The following is a 24,574-nucleotide window of genomic DNA, read 5'->3' as shown; positions in this document are numbered from 1 at the left end:
TGGAGATTTAACGGTAGAATCAGCCTTTCACGCCTTTTTTATATAAAAACTTGCCCGTAAATGGTTGTTTTTCGGGATGTTTTAGCGAAACGACAAAAATTTTTCTGAAGTCCCGTCGCAGTATGCGTTTCAAGCGTTGCGTGGCGCTTGGATGCAGCTTCGCTACCTTTGCCCCTAGTAAGTCTTTTTACTTCACTTCCCCAGCAAAAAGTCAATCATTTTCTTGCCGTGATCAAGCGCTTCTTTGGGGTTTTGCCACTTGATTTTGGAGTTGAAGGGGGGATTGCCCTCCAGGTTGTAGCTAACCGTCCAGACTTTTGTTTCTCGGTTTTGAGTAGCTTTCAAAAGATACCCATGATAGGAAACTTGGTTTTCGGGTTCTGGCTCTCTATTTGTAGTTCCATCCGTCATACGATTGCTTTTTAGTCTTGGCTGCTACTCAGTCCTCAGAGTGAGTAGTAGATAGGCTTTCGTCCTTAATCTAAGTACTGCATCATCCAAAGGCTTACACCTTTGGGTAGAGTCTTTTCCAGTAGTTCACCCCCTGGAGTACATTCCTGTCTTACGAGAGAACATAAAAGCCGCCTGATCAGCCTTGATGAAGGCAATTGTGTTCTCCACTACGGCTATGCAAAACACAGAAAACAAGCCTTCTCCCTCTCTAGCGCCTTTGGCAGGGCTGACAGTGCTTCTCGTTGAGGATGAGCCTGATATTGCTGAGCTTTTTACGTTCATTCTTGAAGAGTCCGGAGCTGAGGTTATCATTGCTAAATCTGCCCTTGAAGCTCTAGGAGAATTAGGACAGCGGCGACCAGACATCTTGGTCAGCAATGTCAGGCTTCCCCAAGAGGATGGACGTTGGCTGATTGAACAGATCAGGCATCTGGAGGGCACTTGGGGTGAGCTTCCAGCCATCGCTCTAACGTCCTATACGAGGGAAGTTGATGCTGAGAACGCATTAAAAGCGGGCTTTCAGCGTTTTATGTCCAAGCCACTAGACCCGAATGAGTTAGTTCAGCAGATTCTTAAGCTTGTTGAGCGAAAATGACGGAAAGAGGAGCCTTTTGTGAGAATATCAAATTTTGTCAAGGTTCCTGATCCATGTCTCCAGATGGTGATTTCAGGCTAGATGGTCTCAAGGTGTTGGTTGTAGATGATGATGGTGACACTCTCCAATTTCTCGCTTTCCTGTTTGAGACTTACGGTGCAGAAGTAGCAGCCGTTAGCTCAGCGGGTGACGCATTTCAAGCAGTTCTAGAGTGGCGACCAGACATTCTAGTGAGTGATGTGAGAATGCCTGACGAAGATGGTTGCATGTTAATCCGCCGAATTAGAGCGCTGCCGGTTGAGCAAGGGGGGCAGATACCCGCGATCGCACTAACAGCAAATGTCAGAGAATCAGATCGAGCGCAAGCGCTTGAAGCAGGGTTTCAGGAGCATTTATCTAAGCCTGTTGATCAAGATGAGTTATTACAAGCTATGTTGGCGATAACTGCTAGCAGGATCTGATAGCACAATGCCAGCCCCTATTAGGTCGGAACTGGCACTGCACTAAGTATTTATAGCAATCTATAGTCAGGGTTTTTATAAAAGCTAACCCCGTTTGAACAACAGCGAAGAAACTTCGTCATCCGTAAAGATAGTATAAGTTATATGAGAAGCTTTTTCCGTCCTTAAGGTTTTCTTTACATTTTCTATGTCTTTTAGGGGATGTGGTCTAGAGGTGAGCGACAAAGAAATGTGCAAGAAACGGCAAGTACTCCAGGCGATCGAACTTTAACAGTTTCAGGTGTGTGCACTGGGTTTGCAGTTGCAACAAAATCTGTAAACATAACTTTAGAAACAAAAACAATAGGCTCCCGATTCAGCTTCACCTCTGATTGGGAGTTTTTTCTACAAGCCGTGATGGAGATGGCTGTTAGCAAGGCTACTAATGCTCTTTAGATTTTGGGGAGTAGGGACTGTCTACTTCAATAACAGGGGTTTTAGCTGAGTTCTCTAGCTCCAGCAAAAATTCAAGATAATTGATCAAGTTAGCTACGTATTTAACTAGATCCTCTATTTCCTGTAGGGTTGCATCTTGTTTGGCTAGTAGGGCTTCATAGTGATCTTGGGAACTGTTCATTTGTCATGCTTCTTTCCAAGCCTTCTTGAAAATTACAACAACCTACAACGGGCAAGAGTTGTCCCTTAAGGCATAGCTGTAGAAAAGGGGGTTGGTCACAGTCTTTAACGCCCTCTAACTGCCTGTGGTTGTTTTCGCTAACCTTAGAAAGGATCGGTTGAACCAGCAAGATTAGTCTGATGCATGAAATCTCAGATAAAACGCTTCAAGTTGCGAGAAACCATGCTTTGCTGGCAAAACAACACGGGGAACAGGTACGGAATATCGCAAATCATCTCGGAGAAACTGGACGCATTACTGAGGCACACAGAGAGCAGGTAGAGAACTGCGCTGACCTGATGTTGCAGTCTGCACAGGGAATGCTTGATGCAATAGATGCTGCATACAAGTATCCGAAGAACTCAGTAAAAGCGTATACATTAGCAATTGAGCATCATATTCAAGCCAATCAGTATCATATGATTGCGAATAATTTGCTGATTGAATATTGGGTTGGATGAAGGCTATCGAAGGTCGAATTACAACATTTTGTTAGTTGCTTTAATAGCACAACGCCAGTTCCAAGCTAATAGGAACTGGCATTGTGCTAAGCAGTTATAGCGCTTAGCGTCCTTTGACTTGTACTCTCTGGAGCAATTCTTCAAGGCTAGCAGCCTGCTGGCGGTAAGCATCTGTCTTTGAGTACCGTTCTAGCTGCTCTATGCTAATCCTCCCTCTTTCTGCTAATGCAGTTACTTCCCAGGGACGTAAAGCACTCAGTTCTACCCTTTCAACGAAGTATTCATGAGTTTGACCTCGTTCTGCATTAAGCGCTATGACTTGGCGTTTAATGGTTTCTAAGTCGTGAAAATCAGCGCTTTTGTCTGTGACATTTGAAGACTTGATTCGGCAAGCTAGTTTGAAGAAGGTATCTTTCATGGTTACAAGGGTACAAAGGCTCAAAGCCAACGGTTTGCAGTGGAGCACTGTAAGGAGGTAAAGATACCTTGCACCTAGGGTAACACTCTGTAACAAGAATGCAACACAAACTCCTGCTGAACCAAAACTAATGTGTTTCAGGCAGATGTAACTAACTGCTCAGCACTAAACCAATCTTCCTCGATTGAGCGGTTCTTCTCATCTGTAAAATAAACTCCGTATGCCCAATCTTTAGCTTCTGGGTAGAAATCAAGACCTACAACATAACCAGTTGAACCTTTAGATGTTTTGACCTTCTGCCCGATGTTAAATATAGGTTTTGAGAACTTAAAAAGTTCTGTATCAACAATTTCAACAGATATCCTGTTCACTACAGTTACCCTAAATAGTCCAATTTCAATTCAACTCTAGAGAGTGGTCTATATAGTGTCTTCCTTTGAACAGAATCAATGAAGTTTGTATAAAGCTTCATTGATTTTGTAAGAAATTGTGATTGCACTAAAGCCGCTCTATATAATAGAAACTTCCTACTTTTGTAGCAAGGGATTTGTTTCTTAAGGGTGTAGAAAAAGTGTAGAAGTGGGCTGTCTACACCCTTCTACACCGTAGAAGGGTGTAGACAGGAGACGTAGAAGGTGTAGAAGCCCTGATATATAAGGTTTTAGGGCAAGGTGTAGAAGGTGTAGATGTAGAAGGTGTAGACGTAGAAAAGGGGCTGTCTACACCCCCTTTTGGCACTTGTCAGAATGTTGTCTACACCTTCTACACCCGTCTACACCCCTTCAGTTTTTGCTAGTTGAATCAGTCGGGAAGCCATTTGAATTTTGTTGTCTGTGCTGTTTCCTCGATCTCTAACCAGCCATCTTTTACAAGCTTGGTTAACTGTTCCTCTAATCGTTCGGGTTGCGAGACTTTGACTTTCATCTGAACAATTTGCCGCTTCGTGTAGAACTGATCGGGATGCTTTTCAAACCATGTAATCAGAATTTGTTCATCGGTTTCAGTTGTAGTTTGAGTGATTGGTTCAGGCTCACAGATTACCTCTTCAAACAGCTTTTCTAGCGTTTCCAAGTCGGTTCCTGATGCATTGAAACTAAACCCATCTGCGCTATCTTCTGGCTCGTCTAATCGCGCTACAACTGCCTCTAAATGTTGCGTTGGCTGGGTGCCTGATTGTCCTTTGCACAATTCGGGGAAACGATTGAGGAGCCACACGACCGGATCAGGACTACCCCATTGATTCAATTCAGTTAACATCCACTCTGGCAGCGTCCATTCTTCCGTTCCTTCCTCATTGCCCTTGCTCACCAAGTAACGACCAGTGGGCGATCGCTGTCCTAGCTCGTCTTCCTCATGGATTGCTTCGACAGATACCCGTTCCACTCTCCAGGCTTCGTCAATGCCGCTCAACCCGTGAGCCTTGCTGGTATCGGCTTGGGAAATGCCAATCACGCAGCCTTTAGACTTTGCCCCTTTCATCAGCACTATTTTCAGCAGCGGTTGGATCTTGATGTCGTATTCTGCGGCTGCTGCAAACATTTCGTCAAATAGCCAGGAGTGACCAGCAAGCGACCCTTTGGGAGACTGGGCGATGGTGTCTCGCACTTCATCTAACGCAACTGCATAGCCTTCTGGGGAATCCTCGACTCGGGACCAGTTCACTTGTCTGGGGTAATCATCATCCGTGGTGAAGTAGCTAACTCTATGACCCAGAGCTGCACGGGCAAGTGCTAGCAGCAGGGCAATGGTTGTTTTGCCAGATTGCGACCGCCCCCATGCCCAGACAAACGGCTGATTCAGCAATTTACCAAGCGGAAAACCGCTTTGAGCCATTGATTTAAGCAATGCCTCCATTCGTTTGCCTACGTCGCTGTAGAGGCTTAAATCAGGCGCTTCAATCTGCCTGTAAGCTTGCCCCGGTGAAGCAGCTTTTTGAGGGTTTGTGTAGCGCCCTAAATGGTTATGCACATTGATTTCTGGATTGAGGGCAAGGTTAACTGAATGGAGATCGCCTTCCTTGTCTGCTCCGACGGCTGGTAGAACCGCACTTGGTGGCTGAAGCTGGGTCGGTGGAGCGGAACCGGTTGGCTCTGCTGGTTCAGCCGCGATCGCCGCCTTCACCTCAACCAAGTCCAGCGCTTTAACGTCACCTAAAGCCATTCGACGCACCATGTAAGCGTAGCCTGCAAGCCTGTCTTGAGCTGGCAGTCGCTTCAATAAGTCAGCGATCGCCGGTTCATCATCAACTAGGACGGCATACTCAACCCGCTGTTCATAGGGCAAAAAATCCATCACCCGCATTAGCTGCTGCTCTCTAGGGGATACCTCCTCCCCTGCCAGTCCAAAGAGGCTCAGAATGTCCCCTGCACCGATTCGGCTCCCTGGCAGCAGGCACAGTTTGCCAGAGGTCTGGAAGTCTCGCCAAACCGTGCCCAGGTAGCTAAACCCAGCAATGCCAGCCATCACTCCCACACCCGGCAGTGGAGCCACAAACGGCAGGGAGATGGCGATCGCCCCTAAGCTAACCAGTCTTGCCCCATCACAATTGCTGCGCTCTTTCTCTGCAGTGCGCTGCAAAACTCCAACGCGATATCGCAGCGCGTCTAAGATCTTCCCCTGAAGTAAATAGTCTTCAAAATTCATCGGCGTTAGTCTCTAAAAGCATTAAGTAAGAGCGGGTTTCCCCGCTCCGTTCAACAGTCAATTAATCAGCTATCTTGGTCTTGCGAGTGCGATTGAAGTCCTCCACTGCATCCCAGAACATCGAGCCTGCGAGCTCAGCCGCTACAACCGACAGAATGAACCAGACCAGGCGGGAGATCGTGACTCCAAACCAATAGCCGAAGGGATGGTTTTGATAGCTCATGATGATGTCCACGGCATAGGTGGACAGGATCACAAAGCCTTGCTTGCGAATCTCCAGCATCCCCGCTCGTTTGTATTGCTTCCAGCGGACACCGACAATATCGATCGCCTTCTTAGGCTTATCGGGTAGAACCTCACTCTCCACCTCTCTCAGCCGCTGCTTCGCAATATTGATGGCAATGCCTCTGAACACCCGTGCTTGAATGGCATTAATCACAGCGCTGAACAGGAACGAGAACCAGAAGCTAATGGAAAGGGCAGCAACAACGATGTCTAAAGGATTAGCATCATCACCGCCATAGGGTTTTAGAACAAAGCTCGGGGCACCGGGATCGAGCACCTGCCAGTAGCCTTCAGCTGACACAAACACAAAGTAGATCGTGGCAATCCCGTACAAAATTGCTGCTCCCCGGCCGGTCACCCACAGGTAAATGTGAGGCAGAAGGGTAAGCACATCGTGCACGGCATCTAAAGCCGCATCTAACCCTTCCCACCCTTTTGATTCAGGCTGATCAAACTCACTCTTTCCCCTCGTGTTAGCAGGGCTAGAAGAGGTAGAACCACCCGGTTTATTCGCTGTAAATTTAGCCATCTTGCCGCTCTCTTGCCGCTTCCAGGCGATCGTTGATTAAGTCACCGATTGGGGATGTCTTGACGTAGGCAATCCCAATCAGGAGCAGGATTGTAGCGAGACACCCTGCACTAATTCGGGCGTAGAACTGGTGAGTCATGCCTTTACTCCTGCCCCATTGCCTGCTCAATCCGCTTAGCGAGCCGCTCATCAACCTGGGAAACTTGAGCCCAGACTTCACTCACCAGTTCACACTCTGCTTCGGTGCGATCGCCGCCAGATGCAAGGATTGCAGCAACCTGAGCCGCTAACGCTTCCTCGACTCCTGCCTTTGTGAGTTGCTTCAAGAATTGCTGGTGCAGCCTGTAGGACGATTTAACCTGGTTCAGCAGCGCCTCAGCAAAGGCGAACTGACGAAAAGGCTCGAATTCCTCAAGCCCCTTCAAAATGCCAAATATCTCGATGGAGCGAGGGCTATTACTATCCGGCTTCCAGACATCCTCCATCGTCTCGCCGGTGCTGTTCAGGTGATAGGCAAAGAGGCCCGTTAAAAGGAGCAGCTTTTCATCTACGTTGAGAGCTTCAAGCCGTATGCCGTAAAGCTCCTGAAGCGTGTCAAAGAACTCGCCTGTAGCGCCTTGATATCCGAGTAATTCTGCTTTGTGAGCCATGATGAAAGCATCTCCTATGAATTTGGTGTTTGTGGGAGTTGCCAGCCGTTGGTCTGTGGTGGAGAGGCGGCTGGTTAATTGTTGACCCGTCCTCGAACCAGTTTGGTTAGCCCCAACATCAGTAGAAAAATCGACCCGATGACCATCGCCGGGAAGATGGTGAGTGCCAGCAGCTTGAACACCCAAGGCAGTGCTAAACCGATTAAAAGCGTCAGCAGCGCAGCGATAAATAGCTCAATTGGGGCTTGGTTGTTGAGGTTTCGGAAGCATAGAGCGGCAATGAGTTTGAGTTGCTGGTTCATAGCTCGATGGGTTCTGTGAACCGGAAATCGGGAGATGCAGTTTCAGCGGAAGGGGCGACCCTTGCGGTATCGGCAAAGCCGCCCGCTGGCGAAGGGGCTGCTGGCTCGATAGAGGGGCGCTTCCCGCCTAAGTAGTCCTGCCAGTAACAGCGAACGATCGCCTCTATTGCTGTTCTGGTACTGCCTAAACCTCTCTGCTCTGAAACCGTTTGGGCGATCGCCTCTACATCTCCTGAGAGCCGAATAGATGGCATGTGACCTCCTGTCATGTGGGGTGGATGTTAATCAAAACTGAGTTCAGCTAAAGCCTGGATAGGGTTCTCTGGCTTTTGCTCAGTACTGGCGAGTACTGGGGTAGTACTGATGGGAATTGGCTGTATGGATGCGGGTTGAATTACTTTTGGGGTCGGCGGATGAGTGGTACTCCGTCTTGCCTGCATGATCAGATCGGAAACGGCATCATCAATGGAGCAATACTCTCCCGCTTCAACCAGTACCCGGCAGTACTCCCAAGCGGTTGCTGTCAACTGAGCCGACCGGGATTTTTGAGCCATTTCATACTCCAACCAGGCTCATCTGATGCTCATAGGAGCCGCGAACAGATGCAGTCTGAGGGCGATCTGGAATGGTGAAAACCTGCGCGACTTTCGGCTGAATTGAGCTAAGCAGGGCAGCACCGCCACCTGTTAGAACAATGTTTGTGATTGCCTGGGATTGTGCGGCGTAATTGGTTTTGATGTAACCCTGAAAGGTTTTGAGGTATTCCGCAACGTACTTCGCTTTAATCGCTTGCCAGTTACTCTGATCAATCTTGCCGAGCGTGTCGCACTGGAGGCAGCGGGAGATCAGCGAAATGTTAATCGTTCCACTGGCATCCGTTGCCAGTGCTCGAACCGCTGGGTCATCGGCGATCGCATTCACCAGGTTGTAAATGCCCAAGTTATCGACTGGGCGACCGTCAACAATCTCGCCAGAGCCATCAATCAGGAACTCTTCAGCCGTGCCAAAACCAAGCTCAATTAGCAGGGTTGAACCAGGACGAAGGGATGGCTGAAGCGCGTTGTATGTGCCCATCCCTTCCAATACAGGGAGCACTTGAGTCACGACGCAGCGGATTTCAACCCCGTTGCGAATAACTTTGTATTGTCCTTCCAGAGCAGCTTTAAGGGCATCTAACGCTCTAACGTCCCAGTGAGAGGACACCACGATTAGATCTCTGCCATCGTCGGATGGACGCAGGCAGGCGGAGAACGCCTCGCGAGCAGTTTCAATCTTTGAGCGCCCATGAATCCGAACGTGCTGCCCTTGGCAGGCTAAAGCGCCATACCAGCGGGGAAGCTGCCCATCAATGATCACGATGGGGTTCTCTTCATCGTGCCGGGCATAGGCAGTCGGGTTTTCCCGGTAGCCCGCCTGGATTACCAGCGTCCCCTCACTGTCATGGCGCTTAATCCAGCTATTCGAGTTTTCAAAGCTGACCAGGCGCGTATGTTTGCTCCTGGTGGCGATCCCTGTTGCCATTCTTTTCTCCTGAATTACTTTGCGTCGGCTTGCGGTCATCTGCCTGCGTTTGCCGCTTCTTGTCACAACCTAGCAAGGTTTTGTTAGGATTACAATAGGTCCTAATAAGACTTGGGAGAAGCTAGCAAAAATTACCCTATTTTTTACTAGGAGCGTATGATGTCCTCAGAGGTTCACAATGATCCAATGGCAAAGGTTACAGTCACTGCGTTTATAGAAGAAGAGATTAAGGAAGGGCTTAAAGACCTTGCTGACGTTGAACGTCGATCGATGTCTCAGATGATGGCTGTCTTGATCGAGAGAGCTGTCCTTGAGGCGCGAGAACAGGGGAAAATTTCAGATCCAAATAAGCAGGACAAGTGAGGCGATCGCCATGACCCAAGCGAGACTGTTGACCTATGAAGAGTATTTGCAGCGCCCTTATGACGGTAGGCGCACTGAGTTTATTGATGGGAGAGTTGTCGAATTGGCCCCACCCAGAGGGAAGCACGCTGATATCGTTCTGTATCTCTATGAAAAACTGAAGGCTCACTTTGCAGAACAACATTTACCTTTACTCTGCAAACCTTTTGCTGCGCAGGTTCGAATACCTCTCTCTGAAACACGCGATCGCGGTCGTGACCCTGACCTAATTGTTTGCACAGTGCAGCAGTGGGAATCGCTTCAAGATCAGACCGCAGTGTTTAAGGTTGGGAATCCCCCGCTAGTGGCGATTGAAGCTGTCAGCCCTGGTAACGCAAAAACAGACATTGGCACGAAACGAGCAGAGTATGCAGATGCAGGCATTCAAGAGTATTGGATTGTAAATGCTTTGGAGGGTTATATCTCCGTCTGGATACTAAAAGGCAGAGTCTATGAGGAGTTTGGCTACTTCTCCAACGACGAAGCTGTACGCTCTGAAGCCTTTCCTCATCTGAATCTGACTGTTGACCAGATTCTTAAAGCGCGAGATTAAAGCAATCGTCTATCACTCACTCACTTTGTATTATGCAAATGGCTATTGCTATACGAGGGTGATACTCCGTTGCTTACGGCGGTGACGCTCATTTTTCTAGCTTTATGTCGAAAAATCGAGCGATCGCCAACTAGATCAGGTAAACTACTTTGCAAACCGCAAGATTAATCGCTGGAGGTCTGAAGTGCGGTTAAAGCGTTTGAGTTCTGCAATAGGAGAGGTAAGCTTCATGTTCTAGGCAACCCTAGAAGCCAAAAACCCCAACTGCTGCAAACAGAAGGGGTTTTGAAGGCTGATTCGTTGATCATTTGGGATAGAGGGGACTTTAACTTAGATTGCTTGGCCGCAGTCGTTAGGTCTTCTACCTCATCATGCGTCTATATTAGGGTGATCTTGTCAAAGCTGACAAGACTTTTTCGATAACTTTTTATCACCCCTAATAGAACGACGTATGGCTCTCTATCCCTTGTAAATTCGGGACTGAGAGCTTTTGTATGCCAAAAATTGCTTCATCGAACTAGCCACCTACGCTAACTCGACCGGTCAGTACAGCGCTCTCTGTCCCTGCACACCCACAGGGATAGGAAACCTCATGCTGACTTCCCCTTCGTCTCAAACCTCCAAATCAAGGCAAAGCCCAAGTAAAACAGCAGCTCAAAAACCTGCTAAACACAACTTACCTGAACCCTTTCCAGCAGACCCCTCAGGCAAACGCCTCTGCGAAACCTTCCCCTACCGCTGGCAGTCCATCGTCGCCGATAACCCAATCGATGCCACCGAAAAAGCAACCTGGCAAACCTTAACTCGATATCCGCTGCGTCCCCGCACTCTCTTGAACTTGTGGCAAGACGCAGCTCAACTCGTCGGCGTTCGCTTTGGGACCACCACCTCCTACGCCCTGATTGACTTGGACAAAGATGGGCAATACCACCCGAGTCACACCCCCGGTATCCTATCCACCATCCGAGCCGCCCTAGAAACTATTGGTATCTATCGCACAATTCTGATTCGCTCCAGCTGGAGTGGCGGCTTACACCTTTACATTCCCCTGCCTGCCTCCGTCCCCACCTTTGCTCTAGCAGTCGCACTCAAGCAGTGCCTCTCAACCCAAAAACTTTTCCTCTACCCTGGACAGTTAGAAGTCTTCCCCAACGTCAAAAGTTACGGAAAAGCCGGAAAGACAGTCGAATACAACGCTCACCGGCTGCCCCTGCAACCCGGCTCCGGTTCAACCCTCCTGAATGACGATCTTCAGCCCATCCGAGGCAACCTGGAGCAGTTCTTTGGAGCCTGGGATACCGCTGCTGCCGGACAGGACATGGAGGAACTGGGAAAAGCGCTCGTCCGTGCCCGCAAAGCACATCGCACCCGTCGAGCCTCCCGCTCCAACAAAATCGACTCCTGGAAACAAGACCTGCAAAGCGAAATGGAACAAGGCTGGACTGCCTACGGGCAGTCCAACCAGCTGCTGAAAGCGATCGCCTGCTACGGGGTTGTGTTTGCCAGCTTAAGTGGAGAAGCGCTTGTCCACTACGTCGAAGAGATAGCTACTCACTGCCCTGGCTACAACCAATGGTGCCGACATCAGCATGAGATCCGCAAACGGTCTGAAGACTGGGCAAGCGCCGCTGAAAATCACTACTGGGCACTCGGCACGAGTCCAAAACGAGGGCGAGCGCCACAAGGAGGCAACAACATCGTCTGCTTCAACCGCCAGCGGGCAGAAGACGCACAGAGCCGGATCAAAGCCGCCCTCTTAGAACTCGAAGCGCGAGGCGAACTACCCGATGGCACAACCGCCCGCATGAAAGCGATCGCCCAGCTAGCGAAGTGCAGCTTCACCACCCTCCAGAAGTACAAAGAGCTATGGCAGCCCCAAGAGCGTGTAATTGCGCCCACTGAGCCAGCTTCAACAACTTTGCCCCTCCCCTCTGAACCCTCTACTCAAGCCCCGAAAGCCGCTCCTACAGAGGAATTACACACCATCCCCTATATGAAGGGTGAAGCGCTAGCGCCTGACCAACCTCCTTCAAAACTTCCTTTGGATCGGAAAGGGGAGGGTCTAGGGAGGGGGAATGAGAGTTTTCCACAGGCAGAATTACTCCTGAGCGAGACTACCGTCCCTCCAAACGTCTCCCCTCCTCGAACAGCGAAAAGGGATTCCTCCCAACTTGAGCCCGCTTTCGAGAGTCATAACCTGAGCGACGTGACAGTCGGCATTAGGCATCAAATCAAGCATCTAGGCTGGACTGTTGCCCAGGTTCAGCAGTTTATTGCCGATAACTTCCAAGGTAAGCGCTGGGCACAGCTGACCCAATCTGAGCTGCCTCTGTTGCTCTATCGGCTATGGCAAGTTAATTCTGGTGAATACTAATCCGCTCAATGGCATTCTTCAACACCTCATAAGGACTACTTCTAGGAGTAAATGCTTGTTTCAGTCATTTACTCATGAGGATAGTTAATGACACTAAAACCGGCTAGATGTCGTGCGGCTTGATGAATTTCTTCCATTGTGATCGGTCTACCTAACTCTATCTGAGCCACTCTCTGGAACTCGGTCAAGCCATACCACCAGTCAAGTCAGACCATGAGGACGACCAGTAGTACATGACTCAGTTGAAAAGTAGACTGGCTAATCAAACGGTATCTTCCATCTCACAAAAACTTTTGGGACTACTAATAGTATGTAAGTCTTGCTGTGTTCATTGACTTAAGGCATTCGCCATTTAACCCTAACTAAAACAATAAGCCCTAACATGGTGGTCAGGGCCTTGTTTCCTTCATGACAGCTTCGCTCTCATGACCCCATCTAATGATCGGGGTTTTCTGATGTTTTCAAGCATTCCTTTAGTTTCTGTAGCTGCTGCAAGTTCAACCCTCGCAATTTATCTGTGTGTTGCTGCATAATTCCAACAAATGTTTGAAAGCCAGGACATTCGTGGCATCTGACCGTTTTTCCAGGAATTTGACAAATGCACTCAAACTGAGTACGTTCCGTAAATCGACGCCTGCATTGCTGACAACGGTAACGCTGTCTACCCTTGTCCAGGCTGTATTTCATATACTTTATTGAACCGCAAAACGGGCACTCTACCCCGTAAATCTTGGGTCCTTGCCACTGCTTGAGTGATTGCTGCATGGCAATTTCGCACCTTAGCTGGTTCAAGCTAAAAACATCTTGAAAACTCATGATGGACCTCCTAAGAGTTGAGAATAGCAGCAGTAAAACTGATGGGTAGATTGGGAAGAGACGGATACAAAAACATAGGATTACCCTATTTCCCTGAAGTAGTTTTCAGAGTTGCCTGGATCGTTCTAATCCTTAAGAACAACCGATTCCACAGAGCCATTTCGAATCGTGACATGATCGATCAGCCTGGGATAAATCAGTACCCTGTCATCAGCAGACAAAGTGTGCCAAATCACGAGATTGTTGCCAGCCTGGATAATTTCCTTGACGCTGCGGCTTTCTAAAGCTCTAGCTGAAAAGGGATTTAGTTCTTCCTGAATCTGTTGGCGAGTTTTTTGCTTTAGCCCTTGTAACTCTGGGTCGGTATCAGTAATTTCCTCGAGCTTTGACAACCGAGCTTCTAGCTTCTGAAGCTTCTCTGATTTAGTAGGCACCGAACCAATAGGTTGAGGGGGTGTATTAAGGTCGGTGGATTGAAGTGCAACAGACTGTTGAAGTAAGTGACTAATGATCGCAGTCTCAATCAACTCCTTTCTGGTTCCCTTCAAATTGTTGCAGCCCTTGTGAACGTGGCGGCAGGCATAGTAGGAATACCTTCTCTTGCGGTCAGTACTTTCTCGGCTTTTGCTAATTGCCTTTGACCGGCATTCAGCACAGTAAACCAAACTACGAAGGTAGGCGTAGGGACTGTAGGTATCTGGGTTTGAAGCATCATAGTTAAGTAGAGCAGCTCCCAAATGAGACGCGTTGAACTCAATTATCTGCTTAATCTCTTCTGCCTCCTGTTCTGTTAATAGGCGATCGCTCGTATGGGTATTAAGCCGAATGTCCCAGTCCTCAGGGCTGTTCTGCTTGCGCTGCCCTGTTGGCGTTATCCTGCGTTGGTTATAAACCGTATGTCCTTGCAAAACCGCGTTAAGCAGCCATCGCTTCAGTCCAGCAGGGGTCCAATGAAAGATTTTGTCGTTTCCATTTTTCTTAGAATGGCATCGTCCAATTCCATATTTCTGGCTGATCACTCTGACTGCTTTACTCAAGCCTTTCGTTGTGAGAAAGATATCAATGCAATTGCGAGCCAACTGGGCAACTGTTATACCTGGTAGTTTCGTGATGTCGCTTTCTTCCGATAATTCCTGGTAATTTTCTGGGCGCTGGTCAAGCAGGCAAAGAAAAGGAACCTGATCGAGTTGATAGTCGATACCCTCAACTCGATAACCAAACGGAACGCATGCACAGGCAGCGTTTTGGTTCCGGCTGTGCTGTTTGCCGTGCCGCACCCGTTCTGATAACTGGTCTACTTCCATTTCCGCCAAACTTGCGAGTAAATTGATTGTGAACATCCCTTGCGGGGTTTTTAGATCAATTAGCTGATCAAGAACTCGTAAGTTGACTTCGGTCTCTTGAAAAACGGCAATATTTTTGCGGATTAAAGGAACAGTTCGACCTAATCGATCCAACCGTGTAACGACCACTTCAGAGATCTTCTTTTCCCGGACCAAACTCATCGTATACAAGAGCCCAGGACGATCATCCTTCTTCCCCTTCTGAACCTCATAAATAATTAGCGTTGCTCCAGCGACTTTCAGCCGCTCAAGTTGTTGCTCGAGTGCGTGAGTGTGTAGTGCCTGTTCCCGACTCGATACTCTGGCATAAGCGGCAATATATCCAGACTCTGGTTCCTCAGCAACTACTTTAATAATTTGAAATCGATTGGAATTGCCTTTAATCATTGAAAGTCTTCCTTAATTTACAAGTGGTTAAGTCGTCAAAAGTTGTGCATCGCCATTGGGAGGTGGGTTTGCACAAAAAACAGTAAAAAACAGATTTTTGAGCACTAAAAAAACTACTAAATCCACATCGCTAAGAATTTAGGAACGAGATATTTGCTTGGTTTCTAATTACTCAAAAATGCAGTTTGACACCGCCTGTATTTATCAATAGCAGAATAAAACTTGAGAAAAAAAGTTTTCAGGAATCGATTAAGAAACTTTAAGCCCAGACCCAAAGCAAGTAGCCGAGCGGATTGAAGCTGCCTTTAACTCGAACCCGTTCTGCTGTTTTTTTTGTTTTGCCTGTTGTTTCTTCTAGCACCGTAAGACAGATTGAAGCCGAGAGATCGCTTCCTAAACTGCGAAAAGGACAATCGCACTGTTGCAAAGACATGGATGAGCAGGGAACGCTCTCAGGTTCAATAGTTCTCTCTCGGCGCTTATAAGGCAAACCTTTACGCCAATAAAAATCATCAATATAAGCTGGTTTACCCGCTCTTAGAGCTTCAACGTATCGTCTCCAAGGTTCTCCAAACTCAATATCGCTGTATGGACGCAGAGCTAGGATGAGACGACCGTACCAGCCACTCTTCTCGAGAAATTTTAAATATTCCTGTTCCTGTTCCTGATAGTCTCCCCGTTCCTCAACACAATTGTTCCAGTCTGATTGTGCAAGCAGAAAAACACGAATACTTAACAGGTCTTTCTGGTTCTCAATTGATAGCCAATTATCGTTATTTTTAGGTCCCAAGCTCCATCCTTCTAGAAAAGCTTGCTTCTGAATTTCTAAGAGGATCTGAAAGGGATTTTTAAATGGATAAGCTTCCTGTCTACGTAGTATCCATTTCTTGAAGTAAGGCTCCCCTTCAATAATGAGCTTATATTCAGCAATATCTACTTCAGTGATGAAATGAAGGTTACGAATGATAGATTCTGACAAATGCTGTTCAAAGACTCCTTCTGCACCAATCGGATCTGGAATTTTTCCTAAAAGCTTATAGGCAAAGAGAACTCCTCTAGCTTGGTAGAAGTAGTGGAGTGTTTTCAGCCAATAGGCTTGTTCCTGGTTTTTAGGCAGGATATTAAACTGCATTGGAATATCTCCGATCGCCTTTGCAATCTTGAAAAATTTCTTGCCATCAGGAGTATCTGGGATATAAATCTCAATCCGTGGAATCCAACAGCGCTCCTCGAAACCAAACCGCAAATCATCTTCCCGAACCTGTTCTTCCCACGTGCTAAGTGCAGACTGCACAATGGTTGAGCGCTGACGAGCCTCGTCAGGAAAAAGCATTAAAGATTCAGGAACTGAAATCAGAGCCAAATCTTGTAAAACTTTAGGCTTTTCTAAAACGTTTTTTGCCAGTTTATATAGGTTTTTGTTGTCAGAGGAAGGAGAATAATTCTGCATGAGCGATCGCTGAAAGCAGACGTACCTTAAAGTCTCAATTTAGCACTACTACTAGATGGAGCGTTACGGCAAAGTATCTAGCTGATGAAGGTCGTGGTAAAACAAACTCTACTAATCATCAAAATGATACAAACTTGAACTTGCCCAAAACACTGCCTAAAATGCCTCTTTTCGGCAGGAAACTTGCGTATAATGCTTCGCAATCAACCAATCTTGCAATTCATCCTCACGGATCAAGTGGACTTCTCACTCCCTGTCCTCCTCGGTTTAAGACATGCGTGTAGATCATTGTTGTTTTGACGTCTTTATGACCTAGCAACTCTTGTATAGTCCGAATGTCGTAACCACTTTGAAGCAGGTGGGTTGCAAAACTGTGGCGAAAGGTGTGACACCCCACCCGTTTTGTTAATTTTGCGGCTCGAACAGCCTGCTTAACCGCTTTTTGAATGCTACTCTCATGCATGTGGTGACGGCACATCAGATCACTACGAGGGTCTTTGGCAATATGGCTGGAAGGAAACACGAATTGCCATATCCACTCTCGATTGGCATTAGGGTACTTCCGCTCCAGCGCAAACGGCAGAGGGACAGCTCCAAATCCTCGCCCTAAATCCTGCTGATGTTGTCGCTTTACTCCCACTAAGTGATCACGGAGTTCATCGGTTACACTCGATGGCAGCATGGTGACGCGACTCTTGCTGCCCTTACCATCTCTAATAATGATTTGATGCTGTGCGAAGTCAATGTCTTTGACTCGTAATCGCAATCCTTCGCTCAGACGCAATCCACCGCCGTACAGTAACTTAACAACCCGTTGAGGGACACCATCGATATTTTGGATAACGGTCAGGGCTTCCTCCTTCGTTAAGACGGTTGGTAAGTACTGAGTGCGTTTAGCTCGAATGGCATTGACCTGAGACACTTCTAGCTTCAGCACTTCCCGGTACAGAAACAACAGTGCATTCAGTGCTTGATTCTGAGTTGAAGCTGCAACTTGTTCGTGCACAGCCAAATGGGTCAAGAATGCTTCAATTTCAGCACGCCCCATGTCCTTAGGGTGCCGTTTATTGTGAAACAGGATGTAGCGGCGAATCCACTGCACGTAAGTTTCTTCGGTGCGGTAAGCATAGTGCTTCAGCCGAATCGCATCTCGCACTTGATCTAACAGCTTCTTGGGAGGTGGCTGCATGAGAGGGTTGAGTAGGGAGGACATTCGATGTGATAAATAATACTTGTAAGTACAAGCGTACTGCATGTGAAGATATACGGAAAAATTCTGCCGATCCACCCAAATCAGCCTACTATGCAGAATCATTCTGTCGATCCACCTGTTTTGGAGTGATATTACAGAATCATTCTGCCTACCCTCCGAAACTGGGTAGATAGGCAGAATCGTTCCGTCTAATTAATAGTTATGCTGATTCGCCTGTCTTGAATGTACAGTTGAAATTTGATGAATATTGCGATCGCCTTCGATAAACGCGAGCAACACTTTCTTGCATTTGTCTTTATGGAGGTTTTCGGCGGAGGTTCTACACGCATAATCCAAAATATACTGGGACCTTATGTCGAAACCGCACATAATTTGCAACCAAAAGTCCGATTGCAGGCAGAGGCGGAATTACCGTCAATCGAGTTGACAGCCGATGAATGGCGGGTTATGTACGAAGCATTAAATGCTGTTATCTATGGACTTGGACCAAGTGAGTTGCATACTTGCACTGGGTACAACCTTGAAGAGGCTTGTAATATCAACCTCAGAATCTGTGCTGCTGTATGGGACGCTCGTGGAGTTGGAAGAGCATGGGTAGGAAGTTAGAATGATTGCTGACTCTGATTAACGAATTGATGAAGGAACTGCAATAACTTCATACTCCAACACTTACGTTGCTTCAACGCTCGCTGCATAACAAGTCGATGAAGCGGACGATTGAAAGCTGTTGGTGGAGTGACAAAGAACCTATCAGCCGCTTATCTTGGTCGTTAGGCATCCTTTTACCCCATCTGACGTAGTAGCCCTTATAGGGGATTCAGAAATAATGTCTCCAAACCTACGAGAAAAAGCTCAGCAATCTGTAGAGACTCTCTTGACTGATTTGTCAGTTGATAGCTTCGAGCTACATGTAACTCGTGATTTCTGGGATAGCTACGATGAGAATGATTTTCTCAGTGCCTATCAAGAGGTTGAACAGTATTACCGTGAATCAATCACTTACGTTTCAGAAATCCTTGGCTGCAATGGAACGATAGTAAAATGCAGTGAAAATAATTTTCCAAACTGGTTGCATGTGAATGAAGCTTGTTTTTGGTATCTAGACGGGCGAACCTTCGTTTTGTATTGGAAACATGAAGATAAAGAGCTTCCTGTTATTGTATGGTTATATGCCTTCGATCCAAATTCGTCATCTCATCGTCTCCTCGATTGTGAGGTTGAGAACCAGTTTTCATGCGGTATCTATTATGATTCCGAAGAAAATAGGATTAGAATGCTTGATGCTGATGATACTTCTACTGAGGTTAGAAACATTATTTTTAATTGCTTCTGCGCCTTTCCAAGTAAAGGAATCGCAGAGGCTTTAATCCGTAATAGAGATAAAGACTACGGAAGCTTCACATCTGAAGAGGTTTATGTCAAGATTCTTCAAAAGCAAAAGAAGATAAATAAACTTGGTGATGCATATCCACTCACTCCTAATGAATTTAAGTATTTTGAGGGCTTGGATGAGGTAGGGATAATCACGCTTTTAAATTCCCCAGAGACAAGTCCAGCGTTACGAACAAGAGCTGCTCTTAAAGTTTGGCAGCAGCCATCACTAGCTAAGGTTAAAGCATTAGAACAAGGTAAAGACAGAACCTTCGATCGGCATGTTATTGAGGATATAGGAAGCTTTATTAGTGAAGCTAAGCAACGACTTCAGAGAATGCGATAATTATTGTTCAAGCCGCGACTGCCTAAGATCGGTGCAGCGGATTGAAGAAAGCTACTGGTGCTGAGTTTGAAGGGATCGGTAACCGCTGACCGCAACCGTTCGACCGCTTCGTTGCAGTCGTTGGGGTGTAGTTTGAAGGCGTTTTGTTAGTCTCTGAAGTTAGAGCCGTTGAGCGGACCGGTGAAGCGCGATCGCGGTTAAGGTCTGTTTCGGCGATCGCACTCTAGATGTTTATTGGGTCGTATATCCCCCGTCAACAGCGAGAGTCTGTCCAGTCACAAAAGCTGCACCATCCGAACAGAGCCACATTACAGCACTGGCAATTTCTGAAGGTTTGCCAAACCGTCCTACAGGATGAACGGAGAGCATATAGTCTCTAATTTGGTCTGAAGAACCTGCGGAAATGGCGTGCATATCTGTTTCAGCTACCACACCAGGACAAACTGCATTGACTCGAAGCCCTAACTTGGCAAACTCCAGAGCAGTTGCTTTGGTTAAGCCGATGACCGCATGTTTACTGGCAACGTATAGTGGCGCTCCAGCGGCACCAACTAACCCGAAGCCAGAACTATTGTTGATAATCACGCCTGCACCCTGTTTCAACATTTGTGCGGCTTCATACTTCATCGATAGCCAAACGCTCTTAACGTTGGCATCCATCAAGCGGTCATACTGATCCTGCGTTTGCTCAATGAGGGAAGCAGATTCACCAAATGCTCCGGCGTTATTAAATGCAAAGTCGAGACGACCAAAAGTAGCGATTGCCTTCTCGACCATTGCCTGAACATCTGCTTCTTGCGTGACATCTGTTTCGATAAAAACGCCTTGACCGCCACTGTTTTTTACAAGCCGAGCAGTTTCCTCCCCTTCTTCCTTGCGGCGACCCGCAACCAGAACACTTGCGCCCTCTTTAGCAAATGCGATCGCGGTTGCTCGACCAATTCCCGATGTACCGCCTGTAACAAGCGCTACTTTGCCTGCAAAATTTGGCATCAAAACACTCCAAGAGTCATAAGTTGAACAACATCAACAGTGAGGAAAGACATCCCCGTTGCTCTCTCAATTTTGAGCAGCTACAATCTGAAACACAAGTATGTACAAGAAAGTGCTGTACTTACTAAAAGGTGCGTGTCATGAACTCTTCATCCTCTCAGTCTTGCGCTTTCGCTCAAGCTTCTGGTGTCCGCAGAACGCTTGACCTCGTTGCCGATAAGTGGACGGCGCTGGTGATTATGGCACTGATTCACGATAAGAAGCGGTACAGTGAATTGCATCGAAAAATTGAGGGCATTTCGCAGAAAATGCTGACTCAAACGCTACGGAAGTTAGAAGAAAGTGGTTTAGTTCAACGGAAAATTTATCCCGTTGTTCCGCCAATGGTTGAGTACTCTTTAACGCCGTTAGGCAAAACTCTAGTTGAGCCACTTCAAGCTTTATGCCGCTGGTCGTCTGAGCATTTTCATGAAGTTGAAGCTGCTAGAGCAGTAGTCGTTGATGTAACAGCCAATCAGGAAGATGAAGTTGATCGAGTGGTTGTTGGATAGCCTGTATGTAGTGGTCGAACAATCCCAATGCACCGGAACAAAGTTAAGTGGTTCGGTGAGTTGCAGAAGTTGTCGGTGTCCAGTGATTGGGGGCGTTATCTCGCTTCGTTCAGTCGTGTTGAAGTTTATGTAGACTTAAATCACGGTTTCAGATCTCTCATTCCTGTATGAAATCAGAAGATGTTTTGCAGATTGTGACCTGGTTAGAGCGGGCAGAGATTCCTGTATGGTTAGATGGTGGTTGGGGTGTCGATGCCCTGTTAAGTCAACAAACACGATCGCACAGTGATCTCGATCTCGTAGTTAGGTTGGAGGATGCTGGTCAGATTGAACAGACCCTCGCTATCTATCAGTTCGCTATCATACTGAATGAGTTACCGACGCGGTTTGTGATGAAAGATGCTAACTGTCGTAGTGTTGACTTTCACACTGTCCAACAGGATAGTAGCGGACAGTTGATTCAAGTCCTACAAGACGGCTCGCCTTTTCATTATCCACAGGATAGTTTAGCTGGACAGGGCAGGATCGACAGCAATGTGATTTCTTGCATCACACCTGAAGCGCAGATGCTATGTCACACAGGATACAACCCCCAAGCAAAAGACATTCATGACGTTCGGCTATTGCAGCAATACTTTAATCTTCCACTTCCAGAAGAGTATGTTGGTGTTGTGACAGGCTCCGAGTAGTCATGAAAGTGAAGCAACAGCGAGATAACAATTCGATTGCAGCGGACGAGCAAATTTTCTTCGTCTATCGTTCTGGTTTTATCGTCGCCGCTGAATCGAACCGTTAACAGTCAACAACACTGCCGAAAATGAGTATTTTCGGCATTGTTAGGTTTACGATGATACGATGCAGTAGGCATTGTGGGCGTACTACAAAAACTCGCCCAACCATCATTTTCGGCAAAGTTGCAAAATGCAATCCTCCCCTCCTCGTAAACTTAAAAATCAAGATGTGCGATCTCGCGAGCATTTAACACCTGAAGAGGTGGAGTCGCTCATGCAAGCTGCTAAACAAGAGGGACGCAACGGGCACCGCGATGCCACCCTAATTCTGATGATGTATCGACATGGGCTGCGGGTGAGTGAAGCAATCTCCCTCCGCTGGGACCAGCTGGATCTGAAACAGGGAACGTTACATGTTAATCGGATGAAGCGAGGCACACCGGCGACGCATCCACTGCGAGGACCAGAGCTGCGAGCACTGCGGCAGTTAAAACGAGAGTATTCGGAATCACCGTACCTATTTCAGTCGGAGCGCAAGGGTCCGATGAGCGACCGCACCGCAAGAGCAATTATCGCTCGATCCGGGGAGTTGGCAGGGCTGCCTTTTCCGGTTCATCCACACATGCTGCGTCATTCAACGGGATATTATTTAGCATCCAATGGGCAAGACACGCGAGCAATTCAGGTGTACTTAGGACATCGAAACATTCAGCACACAGTACGGTATACCGAGTTAGCCCCAGGACGATTTAAGGATTTTTGGAACGATTAAGGAGAATTGCCGCAAGCACTGATTGACAGTAAGGTAACAAGTTGCTTATCAGCTGTACTTAAAAGTGTTGTTTGCAATTCACTACATATGCCTGATGCAAAATGAGTCGTCGAATAGGATGAGAATGTAATTATCACTGAATCAAGCTGGTATGAGTTTCACAATCCTGGCTAGCTACCCGACTCGAACTCTTCCATCTTCGTCCAATTAGGGAACTGAGGCAGCTTATCCTCATTACACTTTTATTAGAATTCATCTTACCTTTGTTGAATCATTAGAAATGGCAGGGGACCTTAAGCTAGAACTTCCGTAGCAATAGCAATATGCTGTTCCTGGCTTTTAGATCGGTGATGAAGAAGGTGGTCGTTCTACTGATTGCCCTTGTTTGCTTTCTTAGTATTAATCTAGTAGCACTTCAGCCAGCTAAAGCTTACTCTATTCAAGGAATAACAGAGAAGGCAGTCCAAGTTGGGGAAACGGTTAGCAAAAATACTTTACAAGCTGGCAAAACAGTAACTGAAGTAGCCACAGGCGCTGGGGAGGCTGTCGGAAGTAGAGCGTTGAGAGCTGGTCAAGTCACAATTGAGACAGCAGTCGATGTTGGGGGTTCTCTAGGGACTAAAGCCTTACAGGTTAGTAAAACTACGGCTGAGACAGCTATAGATGTAAGTTCCAAGGTTGGCAGCACAACCTTACAGGTAGGTAAATCTGTGCTGGACTCCACCACTGAGGTAGGAACAGCAGCAGCCAATAAAACGTTGCATCTCATTGGACAGGCAACTCAAGGACTTGAGCAAGCTGCTAACACAGTTGCTCAACTTGTAGTTACATCCTTCGAGAAAAACGCTCAGCCTTTGCTAGAGTTTGCTATCGAACAGGTTGATTTGAACCAACTAGAAGCTGGAGTTAACAAAATACGACAAGACCATCCAGAACACCCCCCACTAGACTTAGCCCATTACTTCATCGGACAAAGAACGATTGAATCCTCAACGTCTGACAGCTGGGTAGATATTGCCCGGTTTCAAGCCGAGATGGTTTACCAGGTTGCTAGCGCTCATGGATTTGACCTACAAGATGTGGCTCGGAAAAAAGAAATTATAGAAATTTCAGCAGCGGGTCTGGGCAGCAGCCGAGCAATCCAAGCCAGTATGTTTCTGCTAAAGTTTCCGATCGGACAAATTCCTGTAGCTGGAGACTTGATCAATATGGGTCTAGATTTGGGATCGGGACAAGCTATCACCTACTTGATGTTCCAGTTTCTCGGCAATGAGGCTTGTAAATACTATGCATCCCACTCACCTATAGTCTCTGTTTCTTCTTCAGTTTCTTCATGAATACTCGAATGGGAGATGGGATGGAGTGGATTTACGTCTATCTTCTTGAAATGAGGTGCCAAAATCCTATTAACTATATATAGTTAATAGGATTTTGGCACTTCAAAGAGCGATCGCTTATTCCATCTCATCTGCCTCTATCCGAACCTCTGCCACCGCTGCATTCAGCTCAATCTCCAGCTGTTCCGCTGTTGGCAGAATTCCTTTGAGCGGGGCAGGAAGTTCCCTTTCAAGCTGAAATGTGGCTACGCCAATCGGCTTTTGGATGCCCTGGAGTGCATATTCCACCGTTGTCTTATCCTTCGACTTACACAACACAATCCCAATCGTGGGTTCATCCTGGGGCGATCGCAACAGGTTATCCACCGCCGCGACGTAGAAATTCATCTTGCCCGAAAACTCCGGCTCAAACTCTCCCATCTTCAGGTCAATCACCACATAGCAATGCAGCTTGACATGGTAAAACAGTAGGTCCAATCGATACTCTTTGCCACTCACTTCAATTGGATACTGGCTCCCCAGAAAAGCAAAGCCAACGCCCAGCTCCATCAAAAAGTCTCGGATGTGGTCAATCAGTCCCCGCTCCAGGATGCGCTCCGATCGCTCCTCCCCTAGGCACAAAAAGTCAAAATGGTAGGGGTCTTTGATAATCTGCTGCACTAGGTCAGACTGTGCAGGAGGCAAAACCTGCTCAAAGTTGGTGATCGCTTCCCCCTGTCGCTGATAGAGACCACTCTCAACCTGAAGCACCAGCACATTGCGGCTCCAGCCATACTCCAGCGTCTTTTGGATGTACCACAGACGTTCTTCAGGGTCTTTGACCTTATCCAGCAATACGCAGTTATGAAACCAATCGGGATAGGGGAAGGACTTACGCCTCCTCCCCTCCCACACCACCGGGCATACGGGTCCGTACCACGGCGGTTCAACGGACTTGGTCTTTACCTAGCTAAACTGGGAAT

The 24,574-nt window shown here is 47.3% G+C and carries 29 protein-coding genes; 12 read left to right on the top strand and 17 right to left on the bottom strand.

What is annotated here, in order from left to right; translation table 11 throughout:
* Positions 1-192: 192 nt before the first annotated feature.
* Positions 193-411, bottom strand: a complete 219-nt coding sequence (locus H6G00_RS00615; RefSeq protein WP_190795160.1) for a hypothetical protein — start codon at positions 409-411, stop codon at positions 193-195.
* 217 nt (positions 412-628) lie between these two features.
* On the opposite strand from H6G00_RS00615, the gene H6G00_RS00610 reads away from it, so the two are divergent.
* On the top strand, positions 629-1,048 hold the full coding sequence (locus tag H6G00_RS00610) for a response regulator (RefSeq protein ID WP_190795159.1): 420 nt from the start codon (positions 629-631) through the stop codon (positions 1,046-1,048).
* Positions 1,049-1,101: 53 nt separating this feature from the next.
* Positions 1,102-1,509, top strand: a complete 408-nt coding sequence (locus tag H6G00_RS00605; protein WP_190795158.1) for a response regulator — start codon at positions 1,102-1,104, stop codon at positions 1,507-1,509.
* Between the two features lie 421 nt (positions 1,510-1,930).
* On the opposite strand, the gene H6G00_RS00600 is transcribed toward H6G00_RS00605, so the two are convergent.
* A complete protein-coding gene (locus tag H6G00_RS00600; protein ID WP_190795157.1) occupies positions 1,931-2,125 on the bottom strand; it encodes a hypothetical protein in 195 nt (64 codons plus the stop codon).
* A 179-nt stretch (positions 2,126-2,304) separates the two neighbouring features.
* Here H6G00_RS00600 and H6G00_RS00595 point away from each other — a divergent pair, with 179 nt between their 5' ends.
* A complete protein-coding gene (locus tag H6G00_RS00595) occupies positions 2,305-2,625 on the top strand; it encodes a hypothetical protein (RefSeq protein WP_190795156.1) in 321 nt (106 codons plus the stop codon).
* 103 nt (positions 2,626-2,728) lie between these two features.
* On the opposite strand, the gene H6G00_RS00590 is transcribed toward H6G00_RS00595, so the two are convergent.
* From H6G00_RS00590 to H6G00_RS00545, 10 genes are all read right to left on the bottom strand, one after another.
* Positions 2,729-3,043, bottom strand: coding sequence for a hypothetical protein (locus H6G00_RS00590; RefSeq protein ID WP_190795155.1), 315 nt, complete (start codon positions 3,041-3,043; stop codon positions 2,729-2,731).
* Between the two features lie 137 nt (positions 3,044-3,180).
* Positions 3,181-3,414: a hypothetical protein gene (locus H6G00_RS00585; protein ID WP_190795154.1), complete on the bottom strand. Its 234-nt coding sequence runs from the start codon at positions 3,412-3,414 to the stop codon at positions 3,181-3,183.
* 430 nt (positions 3,415-3,844) lie between these two features.
* A complete protein-coding gene (locus H6G00_RS00580; protein ID WP_190795153.1) occupies positions 3,845-5,686 on the bottom strand; it encodes a hypothetical protein in 1,842 nt (613 codons plus the stop codon).
* Between the two features lie 61 nt (positions 5,687-5,747).
* Positions 5,748-6,500, bottom strand: a complete 753-nt coding sequence (locus H6G00_RS00575) for a hypothetical protein (protein ID WP_190795152.1) — start codon at positions 6,498-6,500, stop codon at positions 5,748-5,750.
* A complete protein-coding gene (locus tag H6G00_RS00570) occupies positions 6,493-6,639 on the bottom strand; it encodes a hypothetical protein (protein WP_190795151.1) in 147 nt (48 codons plus the stop codon). The genes H6G00_RS00575 and H6G00_RS00570 overlap by 8 nt, the downstream gene beginning before the upstream one ends.
* 4 nt (positions 6,640-6,643) lie before the next feature.
* Positions 6,644-7,150: a hypothetical protein gene (locus H6G00_RS00565; RefSeq protein WP_190795150.1), complete on the bottom strand. Its 507-nt coding sequence runs from the start codon at positions 7,148-7,150 to the stop codon at positions 6,644-6,646.
* Positions 7,151-7,224: 74 nt separating this feature from the next.
* Positions 7,225-7,452, bottom strand: a complete 228-nt coding sequence (locus H6G00_RS00560) for a hypothetical protein (RefSeq protein ID WP_190795149.1) — start codon at positions 7,450-7,452, stop codon at positions 7,225-7,227.
* Positions 7,449-7,706, bottom strand: coding sequence for a hypothetical protein (locus H6G00_RS00555; protein ID WP_190795148.1), 258 nt, complete (start codon positions 7,704-7,706; stop codon positions 7,449-7,451). Before H6G00_RS00555 ends, H6G00_RS00560 begins: the two co-directional genes overlap by 4 nt.
* 27 nt (positions 7,707-7,733) lie before the next feature.
* Positions 7,734-8,006 carry a hypothetical protein gene (locus tag H6G00_RS00550; protein ID WP_190795147.1) on the bottom strand — a complete coding sequence of 91 codons (273 nt, stop codon included), beginning with the start codon at positions 8,004-8,006 and terminating at the stop codon, positions 7,734-7,736.
* 1 nt (position 8,007) lies between these two features.
* Positions 8,008-8,973, bottom strand: a complete 966-nt coding sequence (locus H6G00_RS00545) for a hypothetical protein (protein ID WP_190795146.1) — start codon at positions 8,971-8,973, stop codon at positions 8,008-8,010.
* Between the two features lie 186 nt (positions 8,974-9,159).
* Here H6G00_RS00545 and H6G00_RS00540 point away from each other — a divergent pair, with 186 nt between their 5' ends.
* The 3 genes from H6G00_RS00540 to H6G00_RS00530 all read left to right on the top strand — a co-directional run bounded on the left by H6G00_RS00540 (position 9,160) and on the right by H6G00_RS00530 (position 12,302).
* Positions 9,160-9,336 (top strand): hypothetical protein, encoded by a 177-nt coding sequence (locus H6G00_RS00540; RefSeq protein WP_190795145.1) that lies wholly within the window; start codon positions 9,160-9,162, stop codon positions 9,334-9,336.
* A gap of 10 nt (positions 9,337-9,346) precedes the next feature.
* Entirely contained in the window at positions 9,347-9,928 is a 582-nt protein-coding gene (locus tag H6G00_RS00535) for a Uma2 family endonuclease (RefSeq protein WP_190795144.1), read from the top strand.
* Positions 9,929-10,520: 592 nt separating this feature from the next.
* A complete protein-coding gene (locus H6G00_RS00530; protein ID WP_190795143.1) occupies positions 10,521-12,302 on the top strand; it encodes a hypothetical protein in 1,782 nt (593 codons plus the stop codon).
* Positions 12,303-13,243: 941 nt separating this feature from the next.
* On the opposite strand, the gene xisF is transcribed toward H6G00_RS00530, so the two are convergent.
* From xisF to H6G00_RS00515, 3 genes are all read right to left on the bottom strand, one after another.
* Positions 13,244-14,848, bottom strand: a complete 1,605-nt coding sequence (gene xisF, locus H6G00_RS00525; protein ID WP_190795142.1) for a fdxN element excision recombinase XisF — start codon at positions 14,846-14,848, stop codon at positions 13,244-13,246.
* Positions 14,849-15,107: 259 nt separating this feature from the next.
* Positions 15,108-15,980: a hypothetical protein gene (locus H6G00_RS00520; protein WP_190795141.1), complete on the bottom strand. Its 873-nt coding sequence runs from the start codon at positions 15,978-15,980 to the stop codon at positions 15,108-15,110.
* Between the two features lie 544 nt (positions 15,981-16,524).
* Positions 16,525-17,487 (bottom strand): integron integrase, encoded by a 963-nt coding sequence (locus H6G00_RS00515; RefSeq protein ID WP_190795140.1) that lies wholly within the window; start codon positions 17,485-17,487, stop codon positions 16,525-16,527.
* A gap of 264 nt (positions 17,488-17,751) precedes the next feature.
* Between H6G00_RS00515 and H6G00_RS00510 the strand changes: the two genes are divergently transcribed.
* Positions 17,752-18,117: a hypothetical protein gene (locus H6G00_RS00510; protein WP_190795139.1), complete on the top strand. Its 366-nt coding sequence runs from the start codon at positions 17,752-17,754 to the stop codon at positions 18,115-18,117.
* A gap of 220 nt (positions 18,118-18,337) precedes the next feature.
* Entirely contained in the window at positions 18,338-19,228 is an 891-nt protein-coding gene (locus H6G00_RS00505) for a hypothetical protein (protein ID WP_190640836.1), read from the top strand.
* 231 nt (positions 19,229-19,459) lie between these two features.
* On the opposite strand, the gene H6G00_RS00500 is transcribed toward H6G00_RS00505, so the two are convergent.
* Positions 19,460-20,221, bottom strand: a complete 762-nt coding sequence (locus tag H6G00_RS00500) for an SDR family oxidoreductase (RefSeq protein WP_190795138.1) — start codon at positions 20,219-20,221, stop codon at positions 19,460-19,462.
* A 140-nt stretch (positions 20,222-20,361) separates the two neighbouring features.
* On the opposite strand from H6G00_RS00500, the gene H6G00_RS00495 reads away from it, so the two are divergent.
* The 4 genes from H6G00_RS00495 to H6G00_RS00480 all read left to right on the top strand — a co-directional run bounded on the left by H6G00_RS00495 (position 20,362) and on the right by H6G00_RS00480 (position 23,612).
* On the top strand, positions 20,362-20,772 hold the full coding sequence (locus tag H6G00_RS00495) for a helix-turn-helix domain-containing protein (protein ID WP_190640834.1): 411 nt from the start codon (positions 20,362-20,364) through the stop codon (positions 20,770-20,772).
* Positions 20,773-20,939: 167 nt separating this feature from the next.
* A complete protein-coding gene (locus H6G00_RS00490) occupies positions 20,940-21,461 on the top strand; it encodes a hypothetical protein (RefSeq protein WP_190640833.1) in 522 nt (173 codons plus the stop codon).
* Positions 21,462-21,777: 316 nt separating this feature from the next.
* Positions 21,778-22,275: a tyrosine-type recombinase/integrase gene (locus tag H6G00_RS00485; protein WP_242042074.1), complete on the top strand. Its 498-nt coding sequence runs from the start codon at positions 21,778-21,780 to the stop codon at positions 22,273-22,275.
* 350 nt (positions 22,276-22,625) lie between these two features.
* Positions 22,626-23,612, top strand: coding sequence for a hypothetical protein (locus H6G00_RS00480; RefSeq protein ID WP_190795136.1), 987 nt, complete (start codon positions 22,626-22,628; stop codon positions 23,610-23,612).
* 117 nt (positions 23,613-23,729) lie between these two features.
* On the opposite strand, the gene H6G00_RS00475 is transcribed toward H6G00_RS00480, so the two are convergent.
* Positions 23,730-24,509 carry a PDDEXK nuclease domain-containing protein gene (locus H6G00_RS00475; RefSeq protein WP_190795135.1) on the bottom strand — a complete coding sequence of 260 codons (780 nt, stop codon included), beginning with the start codon at positions 24,507-24,509 and terminating at the stop codon, positions 23,730-23,732.
* Positions 24,510-24,574: the final 65 nt, after the last annotated feature.

The sequence above is a fragment of the Leptolyngbya sp. FACHB-541 genome (assembly GCF_014695875.1).
Classification (GTDB): Bacteria; Cyanobacteriota; Cyanobacteriia; order Elainellales; family Elainellaceae; genus JAAUTN01.
This window is presented reverse-complemented; position numbering and strand designations above follow the sequence as displayed.